The organism is Streptomyces liangshanensis (genome assembly GCF_011694815.1).
Taxonomy (GTDB): Bacteria; Actinomycetota; Actinomycetes; order Streptomycetales; family Streptomycetaceae; genus Streptomyces; species Streptomyces liangshanensis.
On the sequence record NZ_CP050177.1, the window covers coordinates 355,109 to 367,773 of the forward strand.

At 72.2% G+C, this 12,665-nt stretch carries 13 protein-coding genes and 1 pseudogene; 5 read left to right on the top strand and 9 right to left on the bottom strand.

What is annotated here, in order from left to right; all coding sequences use genetic code 11:
- The first annotated feature begins 21 nt into the window (after positions 1-21).
- Positions 22-900, top strand: a complete 879-nt coding sequence (locus HA039_RS01570) for an ABC transporter permease (RefSeq protein ID WP_167022618.1) — start codon at positions 22-24, stop codon at positions 898-900.
- Here HA039_RS01570 and HA039_RS01575 read toward each other — a convergent pair.
- Positions 863-1,561 carry a GNAT family N-acetyltransferase gene (locus HA039_RS01575; RefSeq protein WP_243869014.1) on the bottom strand — a complete coding sequence of 233 codons (699 nt, stop codon included), beginning with the start codon at positions 1,559-1,561 and terminating at the stop codon, positions 863-865. The genes HA039_RS01570 and HA039_RS01575 overlap by 38 nt on opposite strands.
- Before the next feature lie 184 nt (positions 1,562-1,745).
- Here HA039_RS01575 and HA039_RS01580 point away from each other — a divergent pair, with 184 nt between their 5' ends.
- From HA039_RS01580 to HA039_RS01595, 4 genes are all read left to right on the top strand, one after another.
- Positions 1,746-1,976 (top strand): hypothetical protein, encoded by a 231-nt coding sequence (locus HA039_RS01580; RefSeq protein ID WP_167022624.1) that lies wholly within the window; start codon positions 1,746-1,748, stop codon positions 1,974-1,976.
- Positions 1,977-2,080: 104 nt separating this feature from the next.
- Positions 2,081-2,902, top strand: a complete 822-nt coding sequence (locus HA039_RS01585; protein ID WP_167022627.1) for a hypothetical protein — start codon at positions 2,081-2,083, stop codon at positions 2,900-2,902.
- Positions 2,903-2,930: 28 nt separating this feature from the next.
- Positions 2,931-4,871, top strand: coding sequence for a fumarate reductase/succinate dehydrogenase flavoprotein subunit (locus HA039_RS01590; protein WP_167022629.1), 1,941 nt, complete (start codon positions 2,931-2,933; stop codon positions 4,869-4,871).
- Positions 4,868-5,677: a succinate dehydrogenase/fumarate reductase iron-sulfur subunit gene (locus HA039_RS01595; RefSeq protein WP_243869016.1), complete on the top strand. Its 810-nt coding sequence runs from the start codon at positions 4,868-4,870 to the stop codon at positions 5,675-5,677. The genes HA039_RS01590 and HA039_RS01595 overlap by 4 nt, the downstream gene beginning before the upstream one ends.
- On the opposite strand, the pseudogene HA039_RS01600 reads toward HA039_RS01595, so the two are convergent.
- The 8 genes and pseudogenes from HA039_RS01600 to HA039_RS01635 form a co-directional block, all read right to left on the bottom strand.
- Positions 5,658-6,548, bottom strand: a pseudogene (locus HA039_RS01600) (haloalkane dehalogenase); the annotation flags it as partial. The gene HA039_RS01595 and the pseudogene HA039_RS01600 overlap by 20 nt on opposite strands.
- Positions 6,549-6,615: 67 nt before the next feature.
- Positions 6,616-7,080: a MarR family winged helix-turn-helix transcriptional regulator gene (locus HA039_RS01605; protein WP_167022635.1), complete on the bottom strand. Its 465-nt coding sequence runs from the start codon at positions 7,078-7,080 to the stop codon at positions 6,616-6,618.
- Positions 7,081-7,143: 63 nt separating this feature from the next.
- Entirely contained in the window at positions 7,144-7,413 is a 270-nt protein-coding gene (locus HA039_RS01610) for a DUF6059 family protein (protein ID WP_167022638.1), read from the bottom strand.
- 139 nt (positions 7,414-7,552) lie between these two features.
- Positions 7,553-8,383, bottom strand: a complete 831-nt coding sequence (locus HA039_RS01615; protein ID WP_167022641.1) for a DUF1684 domain-containing protein — start codon at positions 8,381-8,383, stop codon at positions 7,553-7,555.
- Positions 8,380-8,919, bottom strand: coding sequence for a flavin reductase family protein (locus HA039_RS01620; RefSeq protein ID WP_167022644.1), 540 nt, complete (start codon positions 8,917-8,919; stop codon positions 8,380-8,382). Before HA039_RS01620 ends, HA039_RS01615 begins: the two co-directional genes overlap by 4 nt.
- Positions 8,916-10,052, bottom strand: a complete 1,137-nt coding sequence (locus tag HA039_RS01625; protein ID WP_167022647.1) for an LLM class flavin-dependent oxidoreductase — start codon at positions 10,050-10,052, stop codon at positions 8,916-8,918. The genes HA039_RS01620 and HA039_RS01625 overlap by 4 nt, the downstream gene beginning before the upstream one ends.
- 14 nt (positions 10,053-10,066) lie before the next feature.
- Positions 10,067-11,218 (bottom strand): LLM class flavin-dependent oxidoreductase, encoded by a 1,152-nt coding sequence (locus HA039_RS01630; RefSeq protein WP_167022650.1) that lies wholly within the window; start codon positions 11,216-11,218, stop codon positions 10,067-10,069.
- The gene (locus HA039_RS01635; RefSeq protein ID WP_167022653.1) at positions 11,215-12,609 is read right to left on the bottom strand and encodes an NtaA/DmoA family FMN-dependent monooxygenase; all 1,395 of its coding nucleotides are present in this window, start codon (positions 12,607-12,609) and stop codon (positions 11,215-11,217) included. Before HA039_RS01635 ends, HA039_RS01630 begins: the two co-directional genes overlap by 4 nt.
- Positions 12,610-12,665: the final 56 nt, after the last annotated feature.

The following is a 12,665-nucleotide window of genomic DNA, read 5'->3' on the forward strand; positions in this document are numbered from 1 at the left end:
GGGGGCTCATAAGGTGGGCGGGTGACTTCGAGCGCGGCCTCCCTCGTCCCGGTCAACCTGACCCTCGGCATCCTGCTCGCCGTCCTGCTCCTGGTGGCGGCGGGAGTCGCGGCCGTCACCCACCTCACCGCCGACGCGGGCCGGAGCCGGTCCCGGGAGATCCTGGTCGCCGGGGTGCGGGCGGCGGTCCAGCTCACCGCGGTCTCGTTCGTGATCGTCTGGGTGGTGAAGTCGGTCCCGGCGCTGGTGGCGTTCCTGGTCCTGATGTTCGCCGTGGCCGTACGGACGGCGGGCCGGCGCATCACCCCGAATCACACGTGGTGGCTGACCGCCGCGCCCCTCGCCGCCGGGGTGGTGCCGGTGGTCGCGGCTCTCCTGCTGACCGGGCTCGTGCCGCTCAAGGGCATCGCGCTGATCCCGATCACGGGGATCCTCATCGGGGGCGCGCTCACCGTGACCGTGCTGGCGGGGCGCCGGTCGCTGGACGAGCTGGCCCTGCGCCACGGCGAGGTGGAGGCCGCGATGGCGCTGGGGCTCACGGACCGGGACGCGCGGCTGGAGGTGGTCCGGCCGGCCGCGTCGGACGCCCTGCTGCCGGGCCTCGACCAGACCCGTACGGTCGGGCTCGTGACGCTCCCCGGCGCGTTCGTCGGGGTGCTCCTGGGCGGCGCGAGCCCGCTGGTCGCCGGGGCGGTGCAGTTGTTCGTCCTGATCGCCCTGATGGCCGTGCAGTCGGTCGCGGTCGCGGTGACGATCGAGCTGGTCGCCCGTCACCACCTGCACCGTCCGGAGCGCGGGGCCGGGGACGGGCCGTCGGCGGGGACGCGCGGGCCGGCGGGGCGCCGGCCGCGCGCCGCCGGGATCAGGCGCAGGCGCTCCCGTGGTCCCGGTGCCTCCTGAGGTCCTTCCGCAGGGTCAGGACGTCGCACGGGGTCGCGAGACGCCCCTCCGTGCACGGCCCGGACCCGCCGGGCGGGTCCACCGGGACCTCGCGGTAGCCGATCTCGCGGTAGCCCCTCCGGGTGTACCACTCGAAGAGGAAGTCCTTCGACGGGTGGGACCAGGTCCGGGGGACGAGCAGCTCGACCTCCATCACGGCGAGGCCGGTCCGCCGGGCCTCCGCCTCGGCGAAGGTGACCAGATCGCGCCCCACCCCGACCCCCCGGTGGCCCGTGGAGGCGGCGAGCAGACCGAATTCGCCGGTCCTTCCGGAGATCCGCCGCACCCGGACGCAGCCGACGACGCGGCCGTCCATCCGGGCGACCGCGATCTCACCGGCCGCGATCATTCCTGATACCTCCCGGGTGGTGGTCCGCGCGGTGTTCTCCGCCCACAAGCCGATTTCCGCCGCCGCGTGGACGTCGTTGATCAATGCGGTCAGATCGGCGACCAGACGGCGGTTGCCGCCCGCCTCGGCGGGCAACAGATCCGTTTCGATCTCCGGGGCGCACCTCTCGAATCCGCCCAGGAAGTGAATCGCGAGCAGCGGATCACTGATCGCGGAATTCTTCTCGCGGGCGGTGGCGGTCCGTTTCGCACCGGGGCGTGGATACGCAGTCACCTGGGAAGTGTGCGCCGACGGCAGTGCCGGTGTGGTGCCGAATGTCTGCCGATCCGGTGTCCGCGGCCGTTCGCGGCGGAAAAGGCCGTGCGCGAGGTCGTGACGGTCCGCGATGTGGAGCGCATACTCAACTGCTGGGACCGTACACCCCATGCCACCCGCGGCCGTGCGACGGAAGGGTGCGATGTCATCGCAGGACGAGTTGGCAGCTGTCAGGAAACGTCTGGACGACCTCATTCGTACGGTGGAACGGTTGGAGCGCGGTCTCGCCGAACTGCGCGACCAACGCTCCCCGTCCCCCGCGCCGAGCCGCGTGCCCGACCTCATCCCGATCCCCGACACTCCGTACGACAGCGCCCTCTGGACGGACTCGGACGACGAGGGGCTGGGCGCGAGCCACCGCCGGGCCCCCTGACCAGGCCTGCCTCCTGATCAGGTCTGCCCTCTGATCAGGCCTGAACGACCCGGCGTTTCCCTCCCCCTCGCTGTCGGCGGCGTCCTTCTCCCGAGGAGATCCTGTTGGCCACCGGTACGGAACCTCCCTCACTCGGCACGGGCGTGCGCGGCGCGGGACGTGCCGCCATCGCCGCCCGGCACCTGCGGACCGACCGCTGGTGGCTCGCGCCCGCCGCGACCGCGGCCGGCCTGTTCCTCTTCGTCGTGTACTCGACCTGGCGGGCCTTCGCCGACTCCCATTACTACGCGGCTCCTTACGTCTCGCCGTTCTACTCGCCGTGCCTCGCGGACAACTGCCTGACGATGCGCCAGGGCCCCAACTGGGAGCTTTTCGGCACCTGGTGGGGAATCTCCCCGGCGCTGCTGATCCTGGTCTTCCCGCTCGGCTTCCGGATGACCTGCTACTACTACCGCAAGGCGTACTACCGGAGTTTCTGGGCCTCTCCCCCGGCCTGCGCGGTCGCCGAGCCGCACGCGGCGTACAGCGGGGAGACGCGCTTTCCGCTGATCCTCCAGAACCTCCACCGGTACTTCTTCTACGCCGCCCTGCTGGTCGCCGGGATTCTCACGTACGACGCGGTGCTCTCCTTCCGGGACGAGGATTACGCCTGGGGCCACATGGGGCTCGGAAGTGTGATCTTCGTGGTGAACGTGGCACTGATCTGGGCGTACACGTTGTCCTGCCATTCGTGCCGCCATGTCGTCGGCGGACGGCTGCGGCATTTCTCGAAGCATCCGGTGCGCTATCGGCTGTGGGGCTGGGCCGGACGGCTGAATCACCGTCATATGCAGCTCGCCTGGGCGTCGTTGATCAGTGTCGCCGCGGCCGACTTCTACGTCTATCTGCTCGCCTCCGGAGCCTTCGCCGATCCGCGCTTCTTCTAGGTATCAAGGACAGGGAGAGCTTTCACCCATGACGCAACTCGAACGCCGTCAGTGGGACGTCGTCGTGGTCGGCGCGGGCGGCGCGGGGCTGCGGGCCGCCGTCGAGGCGCGCGAGCGGGGCGCCAGGACCGCCGTCATCTGCAAGTCGCTGTTCGGCAAGGCCCATACGGTGATGGCCGAGGGCGGGATCGCCGCCTCCCTCGGCAACGTGAACTCCGGCGACAACTGGCAGGTGCACTTCCGCGACACGCTGCGCGGCGGCAAGTTCCTCAACCAGTGGCGCATGGCCGAGCTGCACGCCCGGGAAGCACCGGACCGGGTCTGGGAGTTGGAGACCTGGGGCGCGCTGTTCGACCGTACGCCCGACGGCAGGATCTCCCAGCGCAACTTCGGCGGGCACGAGTACCCCCGCCTCGCGCACGTCGGCGACCGGACCGGGCTGGAGCTGATCCGTACCCTCCAGCAGAAGATCGTCTCCCTCCAGCAGGAGGACTTCCGGGAGACCGGCGACCACGAGTCGCGGCTGAAGGTCTATCAGGAGTGCACGGTCACCCGGGTCCTCAAGGACGGCGAACGGGTGGCGGGCACCTTCTGCTACGACCGGGAGACCGGGCGCTTCTTCGTGCTGGAGGCGCCCGCCGTGGTGCTCGCGACGGGCGGCATCGGGAAGTCGTTCAAGGTGACCTCGAACTCCTGGGAGTACACCGGCGACGGCCACGCCCTGGCGCTGCTGGCGGGGGCGCCGCTGCTGAACATGGAGTTCGTGCAGTTCCATCCGACCGGGATGATCTGGCCGCCGTCGGTCAAGGGGCTGCTCGTCACCGAGTCGGTGCGCGGGGACGGCGGGGTGCTGCGCAACTCCGAGGGCAAGCGCTTCATGTTCGACTACATCCCCGACGTCTTCAAGGAGAAGTACGCCGACTCCGAGGAGGAGGGCGACCGTTGGTACCACGATCCGGACCACAACCTGCGGCCGCCCGAGCTGCTGCCCCGTGACGAGGTGGCCCGGGCCATCAACGCGGAGGTGAAGGCGGGGCGCGGCTCACCGCACGGCGGGGTGTTCCTCGACGTGTCGACCCGGATGCCCGCGGAGGCGATCAAGCGCCGGCTGCCGTCGATGTACCACCAGTTCAAGGAGCTGGCGGACGTGGACATCACGGCGGAGGCGATGGAGGTCGGCCCCACCTGCCACTACGTGATGGGCGGGATCGCGGTCGACTCGGAGACCGCCGCCGCACCGGGGGTGACCGGGCTGTACGCCGCGGGTGAGGTCGCGGGCGGGATGCACGGCTCCAACCGGCTCGGCGGCAACTCCCTGTCCGACCTGCTGGTCTTCGGCCGCCGGGCGGGACTGCACGCGGCGGCGTACGTCGCGGGGCTCGACGCGCGGCCGGCCGTGGACGAGGCGCAGATCGACGCGGCGGCGGCCGAGGCGCTGCGCCCGTTCAGCGCCGAGGACGCGGGGACGGGGGCGCCGCCGGAGAACCCGTACACGCTCCATCAGGAGCTCCAGCAGGCGATGAACGACCTGGTGGGCATCATCCGGCGGCAGGACGAGATGGAGGAGGCGCTGGAGAAGCTGGCCGGCCTGCGGGTACGGGCCCGGCGGGCCGGGGTCGAGGGGCACCGGCAGTTCAACCCCGGCTGGCACCTCGCGCTCGACCTGCGCAACATGCTGCTGGTCAGCGAGTGTGTCGCGCGCGCCGCCCTGGAGCGCACCGAGAGCCGGGGCGGGCACACCCGGGACGACTGGCCGGGGATGGATCCCGCCTGGCGCCGGGTCAACCTGCACTGCCGCCTGGCCGGCCCGCCGGGCGCTCCAGGACCGGAGGCCGGAGCCGCCGGCCACCCGGCGGGAAGGATCACGCTGTCGCGGCACACGACCGAGCCCATCCGTCCGGACCTGCTCGCCCTGTTCGACAAGGAAGAGCTGGTCAAGTACCTGGCCGAAGAGGAGCTGCACGAGTGAGCCCGGATGTGAGCCGCGAGGCGGACCCTGAGGTGTCGACGGTGTACGAGGCGGCGTTCCGCGTGTGGCGCGGCGACGCGGCGGGCGGCGGGCTGACCGACTTCGCCGTGGAGGTGCACGACGGGGAGGTGGTCCTCGACGTCGTGCACCGGATCCAGGCCACCGTGGCCAACGATCTGGCGGTGCGCTGGAACTGCAAGGCGGGCAAGTGCGGTTCGTGCAGCGCGGAGGTCAACGGGCGGCCGCGGCTGCTGTGCATGACGCGGATGTCCGTGTTCTCGCGCGAGGAGACGATCACGATCACTCCGCTGCGGGCGTTCCCGGTGATCCGCGACCTGGTGACGGACGTGTCCTTCAACTACGCGAAGGCGCGGGAGGTGGCGTCGTTCGTACCGCCGCCGGGGGTGGCGGCCGGTGCGTACCGGATGCGGCAGGAGGACGTGGAGCGCTCGCAGGAGTTCCGCAAGTGCATCGAGTGCTTCCTCTGCCAGGACACCTGTCACGTGGTGCGGGACCACGAGGAGAACAAGACCGCGTTCGCGGGGCCCCGGTTCCTGATGCGGGTGGCGGAGCTGGACATGCACCCGCTGGACGCGGCCGCGGAGACGGGCGTCGAGCGGAGTGTCACGGCGCAGGACGACCACGGGCTCGGCTACTGCAACATCACCAAGTGCTGCACGGAGGTGTGCCCGGAGCACATCCGGATCACGGACAACGCCCTGATCCCGCTCAAGGAGCGGGCCGTGGACCGGAAGTACGACCCGCTGGTGTGGCTCGGGAGCAGGATCAGGCGGCGGGGCGCGTAGCGGGGGCGGCGCGCAGCCCGTGCTGGTCCGCCCAGGCGGAGAGGGCGGCGGCGATCTCCTCGGGGCGGTCCTCGGGGGCGTGGTGTCCCGCCGTGCCGCAGGCGACGGTCTCCAGCGAGGCGATGTGGGTCGCGCACCAGCCGGCCAGTTCCTCGCCGATGAGCAGGGTGGGTGAGCCCTCGAAGGTCAGGAGGAGCTTGGGTACGGAGGCGCTGGTGGCGAGCCAGGCGTCGTACGCCTCGATGCGGGCGACCAGTTCGGCCGGCTCGCCGCCGACGGGCATCTGGCGTGCCCAGGCGAGGAGGGGGCGGCGGCTGTCACGGGTCGGGTACGGGGCGAGGTACACGGCGAGGTCCTCCTCGGCCACCGGGGTGAGCACGCCTCCGGTGAACGCCTGCCGGACGAGCTGGTCCTGATCGAGCGCCAGCTCCTCGCCGACTCCGGGCGTGCGGAGCCGCTCGAAGCGGGCACGCGCCTGCGGGGTCAGGTCGTCCCGGTCCAGCGGCTTGACGAAGGTCTCCAGGAACGCGAGGCCGGCGACCCGGTCCGGGTGCCGGGCGGCCCGGTCGAAGGCGAGCGCGCCGCCCCAGTCGTGGCCGACGAGGACGACCTGGTCGAGGCCGAGGGCGTCGAACCAGGCGTCGAGGTAACGGGCGTGGTCGGCGAAGCGGTAGGGCAGGTCGGGCTTGCCGGAACGGCCCATCCCGACGAGGTCGGGCGCGAGGAGCCGTCCTTCGCCGACGCGGGGCAGGACGTGGCGCCACGTGTGGGAGGAGCCGGGGTTGCCGTGGAGGAACACGAAGGGGGTTCCGCTTCCGGAGTCCTCGTAGTGGAGGGTCGAGTCGAGCACGGGTATCGAGGGCATGGCCGTTGGTCCTTCCGCCGGTTGCCGGTACGGAGGTTCGCGTGGTCGGTACGGAGGTGTGTCGGTGCGGACGTCAGTGAGGAGGGTCGAGCGGAGCGTCGAGGAGAGCGGTCAGGTCGCGGACCAGCGCGGCCGTACGGAAGTCGTCGCGACCGCCCAGGGGGGCCAGGAGGCGGTCCATGAGCACCTGGACGGTGGCCATGGCCGGGCGGACGGCCTCGTCCCCGCTCTCCGTGAGGGTGAGCCGCACCGCGCGGGAGTCCTGGGGGTCACGGACCCGCTCGACGAGGCCGTCCGCCTCCAATGCGCGGGCCAACTTGGAGACGTACAGCGCCTCCAGGCCCGTGTGGTCGGCCAACTCACGCTGGCTGGGGTGCAGTCCGGCGTGCCGCATGCCGTACAGCGAGGACAGCACGGCGTACTGGGCGTGCGTCAGCCCGAGCGGCGCGAGGGCCCGGTCGACGGCGACCCGCCACTTGGTGGAGAGCCGCCAGACCAGGTAGCCGGGCGTGGGCCGGTGCGGCGCGTCGCTGCTCATGAAAAATAGCGTACATGGCTACTATCGCCATGGCTATGAGTTTCTGCCGGACAACCAGGAGGGTCAGTCGCCGGACAGTTCCGCGCCACTGGCTCCGAGCAGCTGTCGGCGCAGCGCCATCTCGGTCTCGGTGAGGGGGACTTCGGGGCACAGCCGCTCGGGGTGACCCGGCGCCGGGCCCGTCAGCTCGTGCGGGCCGGGCGGCGCGGGGGGACTCTGCGGCGTCTGTGCGGCGGGGGAACGGGGCAGCGGGGGGACGTAGACCCAGAGGTGCCCGAAAGCGACCAGCGCGTTAACCGCGGACCGCAGGCACCGGGCCAGGAGGAGACGCATACGGGGAGGATGCCCCCGGTCACGGATACCACGCCAGGGGTCCGGCACGACTGTTCGGGTGAGGTCGCGGGGCCGGCCGCGAACGGGCCCCGCCCTCGGGGAGGGTGAGGCCCGTCCTGGAGTACCCGCGTCCTGGGGCCTACCGCGCGCCGAGCCGTTCGTGGGGGATCTTCTCGCCTGCCTCGACCGCGACCGGCAGGCGGTTCTCCGCCGGGGGCAGCGGGCACGTGGCCAGGTCGGTGTACGCGCAGGGCAGGTTCGTCGCCCGGTTGAAGTCGAGGCGCACCCGGCCCTCGGCGTCGGGGGCCCCGACGGCCAGGGTCCGGTTCGCCGCGTAGGTCGTGACACCGGACGTGGCGTCGGTGAAGAGCACCAACAGGCTGCCGGGGGCGCTGCCGTTGAAGGCGGTCAGCCGGTGCGTCGCGCCGTCCACCTCGAACTCGACCTGTCCCGGCGCGTCGTACACGTGCTGGAGCCCTTCCACCGCCGCCCCCACCGTCACCGCGCGGGGAGTCCCGTACGGCAGGTAGCGCCCGGTACGGACCCAGCGCGGGTCGGGTTCGTACGCCGGGGCGGGCACGTGGGCGGCGAGCAGCGCGCTGTCGGGGTGGCGGGGGCGCACGATGTGGTGGCCGCCGCGCTTGGCGACCTCGATCACCGCGTCGCCCGCCCCCGCGTACACGCTGGCGCGCTCGGCGAGGATCCCGAAGCGGTACGTGCCGTGGACGGCCACGCCGTCGACGGTCAGTTCCTCGCCCTCGTCCAGCCGGACCTGCACGCCGTCCGCCGTGGCGGACCAGGCGCCGGGGGCGTCGGGGAACCGGGCCGGCTCGGCGTCGAGCCAGCGCAGGCTCGTGACGGCGAGGAAGCCGTGCGGGTCCGCGAGGCGCCGCTCGTGGTCGTCGCGCCACCGGCGCCACTCCTCGGCGAAGCCCGCCCGGTCGGCCTGGTAGTGGTCCTGGACCGTCACAGCGATTCCCTCACGTTCTCCTCTAGGCGCCGGAATCCCCCGGCGTGGAAGACCAGCGGGGGCACCCGGTGGTCGGCGTCCAGCTCGTGGATCCGGAGCAGGACGATGTCGTGGTCACCGGCTTCGACGTGCCGCTCCACGGTGCAGTCGAACCACGCGCTCGCGTCGTCGACCAGCACCGCCCCGTCGGGCGTGGCACGCCAGTCGAGGCCGGCGAACCGGTCGCCGTCGCGGGCGGCGAGCCGTCGGCAGGCCCGTTCCTGGTGGGCGCCGAGCACGGAGACCCCGAGCCGCGCCCGGTCACGCAGCACCGGCCAGGTGGTGGAGCTGTGGGCGACGCACACCGAGATCAGCGGCGGGTCGAGGGACACGGACGTGAACGAGCTGGCGGCGAGGCCCACCGGCCGGCCGTCCACGAGCGCCGCGACGGCCGTGACGCCGGTGGGGAAGGTCCCGAAGACCTTCCGCAGGTCGGCCGGGCGCAGGCTGGGGCGCTCCGGGCGCTGTTCGAGGCAGGGTGTACGGCTGATGCTCATCGTCGGCCCCATTCGCCGGCCAGCAGCTCGTAGCTGCGGACCCGGTCCGCGTGGTCGTGGGTGAGGGTGGTGACGATCAACTCGTCGGCCCCGGTGGCGTCGCGCAGGATCTCCAGCTGGTCGGCGACCTGCCGCGGCGATCCCACGAACTGGGTTTCGAGCCGGTCGGCGACCAGGGCCCTGTCCGCGTCGGACCACACATGGGCCCGGGCCTCGTCGGGTGTCGGGAACGGGATGGCGCCCTCCCCGCTGCGGATGCTCCGCACCCACAGGCCGTAGCCCGTCGCGCGTTCACGCGCGGTCGCCTCGTCCTCGGCGACGACGACGTCGGCGGAGACGCTGACGTAGGGCCGGTCCAGTTCTGCGGAGGGCTTGAACGCGGCGCGGTAGCCCTCGGTCGCGTCCAGCACGCTGGACGGGCTGACGTGGTAATTCGCCGCGAACCGCAGGCCGTTGGCGCCCGCGGCCTGCGCGCTGACGCCCGCGCTGGAGCCGAGGATCCAGACCTGGAGATCGGCGCCCTCGCCGGGCACGACGTGCGCCTCGACGCCGCCGTCCGTGGTGTAGGTGCCGCCGAGCAGGGCGAGGATGTCGGCTATCTGCTCGTCGTACGGCTGGGATTCGGCGCCCGGCTGCTGGAGCAGCCTCCGGTGCAGGGCGAAGAGCGGGGAGCGCAGGAGGTGTTCGAAGGAGAACGGGGCGGGGATCCGCAGCCCGCCGGGAGTGCGGCCGTCGACGACGGGGGTCGCGCCGGCCGGCGGGACGTCCTTGCCGGGGAGGGCGCCTCTGCCGCCGGAGCGGCCGAGGCCGAGGTCGAAGCGCCCCGGGTGGACGGCGTCGAGCAGTCCGAACTCCTCGACGGCGGACAGGGCGGTGCGGTGCCCGAGCTGGACGGCGCCCGACCCGAGCCGGATGGTGGAGGTCGCGGCGGCGGTGAGGGCGAGGAGGACGGCCGGGGAGGTGCCCGCGACCCCGGGGTTGAGGTGGTGCTCGGCGAACCAGTAGCGGGCGTAGCCGAGGCGTTCGGCGTGCCGGGCGAGGTCGACGCTGTTGCGCAGCGCCTGGGCGGCGGTGGACCCCGAGGAGATCGGGACGAGGTCCAGGACCGCCAGGGGCGTGCGGGGGGAGGCCATGATGATCGCTCCTTTCAGCGCGGGGCGGGTACGGGCGCGGCGGTGTCGTGCGTGCCGGTGGCGGACGGGTCCGTGGGCGCCGGGCCCTCGCCGGCCGCGTTGTCGTCGGCGGGCGCGACCGGTCCCCAGGTCCAGGGCGGGTCGGGGAGGTCACGGCGCAGGGTGGGGGCGACCTCGGCCTGGAACAGTTCCAGGCTCGCCCGGTGCTGGGCCGTGGTGAGGCCGGACGCGTCGGCCTGGAGGTGCAGCACGCTGTGGCCGAACCGCTCGTGGTAGCGGTACACCTTCTCGATGATCTGCTGGGGGCTGCCGACGAGGGCGGAGCTGCGGGCGACGAAGTCCTCCAGGGTGGGGAAGACCGGTTCAAGTCCGAGCCGCTTCTGGAACGCCAACTGCCCCTCGAAGACGGGCCGGTAGGCCGCCAGGGCCTCCTGCGAGGTGCGGGCCGCGTAGAACCCGGCCGAGCCGGCGCCGACGGTGGCGAGCGCCGGGTCGTGGCCGTAGTGCTCCCACCGCTCGCGGTAGTGGCGGACCAGTTCGGCGTACGGCTCGATCGGGTTGGTCACGTTGGCGGAGAACAGCGGGTCGCCGTAGCGGGCGGCGAGGTCCACCGATTCCCGGCTGGTCGCGCTGCCGTGCCAGACGCGGACGGGGTGCTGGTAGGGCCGCGGCCAGACCTCGGCGTCCTTCAACGCGCCGCGGAACACGGGCGAGGCGGTGACCTTGTCGTCGCGCCAGATCCGCCGGAACAGTTCGTACGACTCGGCGTTGCGCTCCCACTGGTCCTCGGGGGTGACGTGGTACAGCTCGCGCTGGGCGGCCCCGTTGCCCTTGCCGATGATCAGTTCGAGGCGGCCGTTCGACAGGTGGTCGAGCGTCGCGTAGTCCTCGTACGCCCGGACGGGGTCGAGCAGGCTCAGGGTGGTGACCGCCGTGAACAGCCGGATCCGCCGGGTGAGCGCGGCGAGGTGGCTCAGGACGACGGGGGGCGACGAGGAGATGAAGGGGCGCTCGTGGCGCTCCCCCACGCCGAAGCCGTCGAAGCCCAGTTCCTCGGCGAGCAGGGCGTTGTCGATCACCTCCCGGAAGCGTTCGTGGGTCGACTTCCTGACCCCGGTGACCGGGTCGGGCGCGTGCACGATCAGGGTGATGGCGAGGAACTTCATGACGCGGCCTTCCTGTCGGCGGCTCCGGCCCGGTCGTCCCGTACCGCACGGGCCGCGCCGAGCCCCAGGTGCTCGCGCAGGGTGTCGCCTTCGTACTCGGTCCGGAAGACGCCCTTCTCCTGGAGCAGGGGTACGACGGTGTCGGCGAAGTCGTCCAGGCCGCCGGGGGTCAGGTGCGGGGTGAGGATGAATCCGTCGCTCGCGTCGGACTGGACGAAGTGGTCGAGCGCGTCGGCGACGGTGGCCGGGGTGCCGATGAAGGACTGCCGTCCGGTGACGGCGATGATCAGCTCCCGGATCGAGAGGTGCTTCTCCTCGGCCAGGGCGCGCCAGCGGGCGGCGGTGGCGGTCGGGTCGCGGTGCATCCGTACGGAGGCCCGGCCGCGGGCGACGGTGTTCTCGCCGACGAGCGGGTCGACGTCGGGCAGCGGACCGTCCGGGTCGTACGCGCTCAGGTCGCGGTTCCAGAGCTGTTCGAGCAGCTTGATCGCGGTGGGGCCGCTGACCTGCTGGTGGCGGATGACGTCCGCCTTCTCCCGGGCGTCGGCGTCGGTGTCGCCGAGCACGAAGGTGACGCCGGGCAGGATCTTCAGCTCGTCGGGGGCGCGGCCGTACCGGGCGAGGCGCCGCTTGACGTCGGCGTAGAACGCCTGGCCGTCCTCCAGGGTGCCGTGGCGGGTGAAGATGGCGTCCGCGCCCGAGGCCGCGAACTCCCTGCCCTCCTCGGAGTCACCCGCCTGGAAGATGACGGGGCGGCCCTGGGGGCTGCGGGGCACGTTGAAGTGGCCGCTGATGTCGAACTGGTCGACGTGGTGGTCGAAGCGGCCGGGCGCGGGATCGGTGAGGAAGACCCCGGTGTCCTGGTCGGCGGTGATCTCGTCGCCGCGCCAGGAGTCGAACAGCTCCCACGTGGCGGCGAGGAACTGCCGGGCGCGCAGGTAGCGGTCCTCCTGGGCCAGGAAGCCGCCGCGCCGGAAGTTCTGTCCGGTGAACTCGTCCCAGGAGGTGACCACGTTCCAGGCGGCCCGGCCCGCGGAGAGGTGGTCGAGCGTGGCGAACTGCCGGGCCACTTCGTACGGTTCGTTGAAGGTGGAGTTGATCGTCCCGGCGAGTCCGAGCTTGTCGGTGACGGCGGCCAGGGCGGTCAGGACGGTGAAGGTGTCGGGGCGGCCGACGACGTCGAGGTCGTAGATCTCCCCGTTCTGCTCGCGCAGCCGCAGCCCCTCGGCGAGGAACAGGAAGTCGAACTTGGCGCGCTCCGCCGTCCTGGCGAGGTGCACGAAGGAGCTGAAGTCGATCTGGCTGCCGGCGGCGGGGTCGCTCCACACCGTGCTGTTGTTCACGCCGGGGAAGTGGGCGGCGAGGTGGATCTGCTTGACGGGCTTGCTCATGCGGGGTGTGTCCTCACGTGTCTTCGGAGCTCTCTTCGGAGCGGGCGAGGCCGGGG

Excerpts from the sequence above, each read along its gene's own strand:
- HA039_RS01580 (WP_167022624.1), top strand. The coding sequence starts at position 1,746 with ATGTCATCGCAGGACGAGTTGGCAGCTGTCAGGAAACGTCTGGACGAC.
- HA039_RS01590 (WP_167022629.1), top strand. The coding sequence starts at position 2,931 with ATGACGCAACTCGAACGCCGTCAGTGGGACGTCGTCGTGGTCGGCGCG.
- HA039_RS01605 (WP_167022635.1), bottom strand. The coding sequence starts at position 7,080 with ATGAGCAGCGACGCGCCGCACCGGCCCACGCCCGGCTACCTGGTCTGG.
- HA039_RS01610 (WP_167022638.1), bottom strand. The coding sequence starts at position 7,413 with ATGCGTCTCCTCCTGGCCCGGTGCCTGCGGTCCGCGGTTAACGCGCTG.
- HA039_RS01620 (WP_167022644.1), bottom strand. The coding sequence starts at position 8,919 with ATGAGCATCAGCCGTACACCCTGCCTCGAACAGCGCCCGGAGCGCCCC.
- HA039_RS01625 (WP_167022647.1), bottom strand. The coding sequence starts at position 10,052 with ATGGCCTCCCCCCGCACGCCCCTGGCGGTCCTGGACCTCGTCCCGATC.
- HA039_RS01630 (WP_167022650.1), bottom strand. The coding sequence starts at position 11,218 with ATGAAGTTCCTCGCCATCACCCTGATCGTGCACGCGCCCGACCCGGTC.
- HA039_RS01635 (WP_167022653.1), bottom strand. The coding sequence starts at position 12,609 with ATGAGCAAGCCCGTCAAGCAGATCCACCTCGCCGCCCACTTCCCCGGC.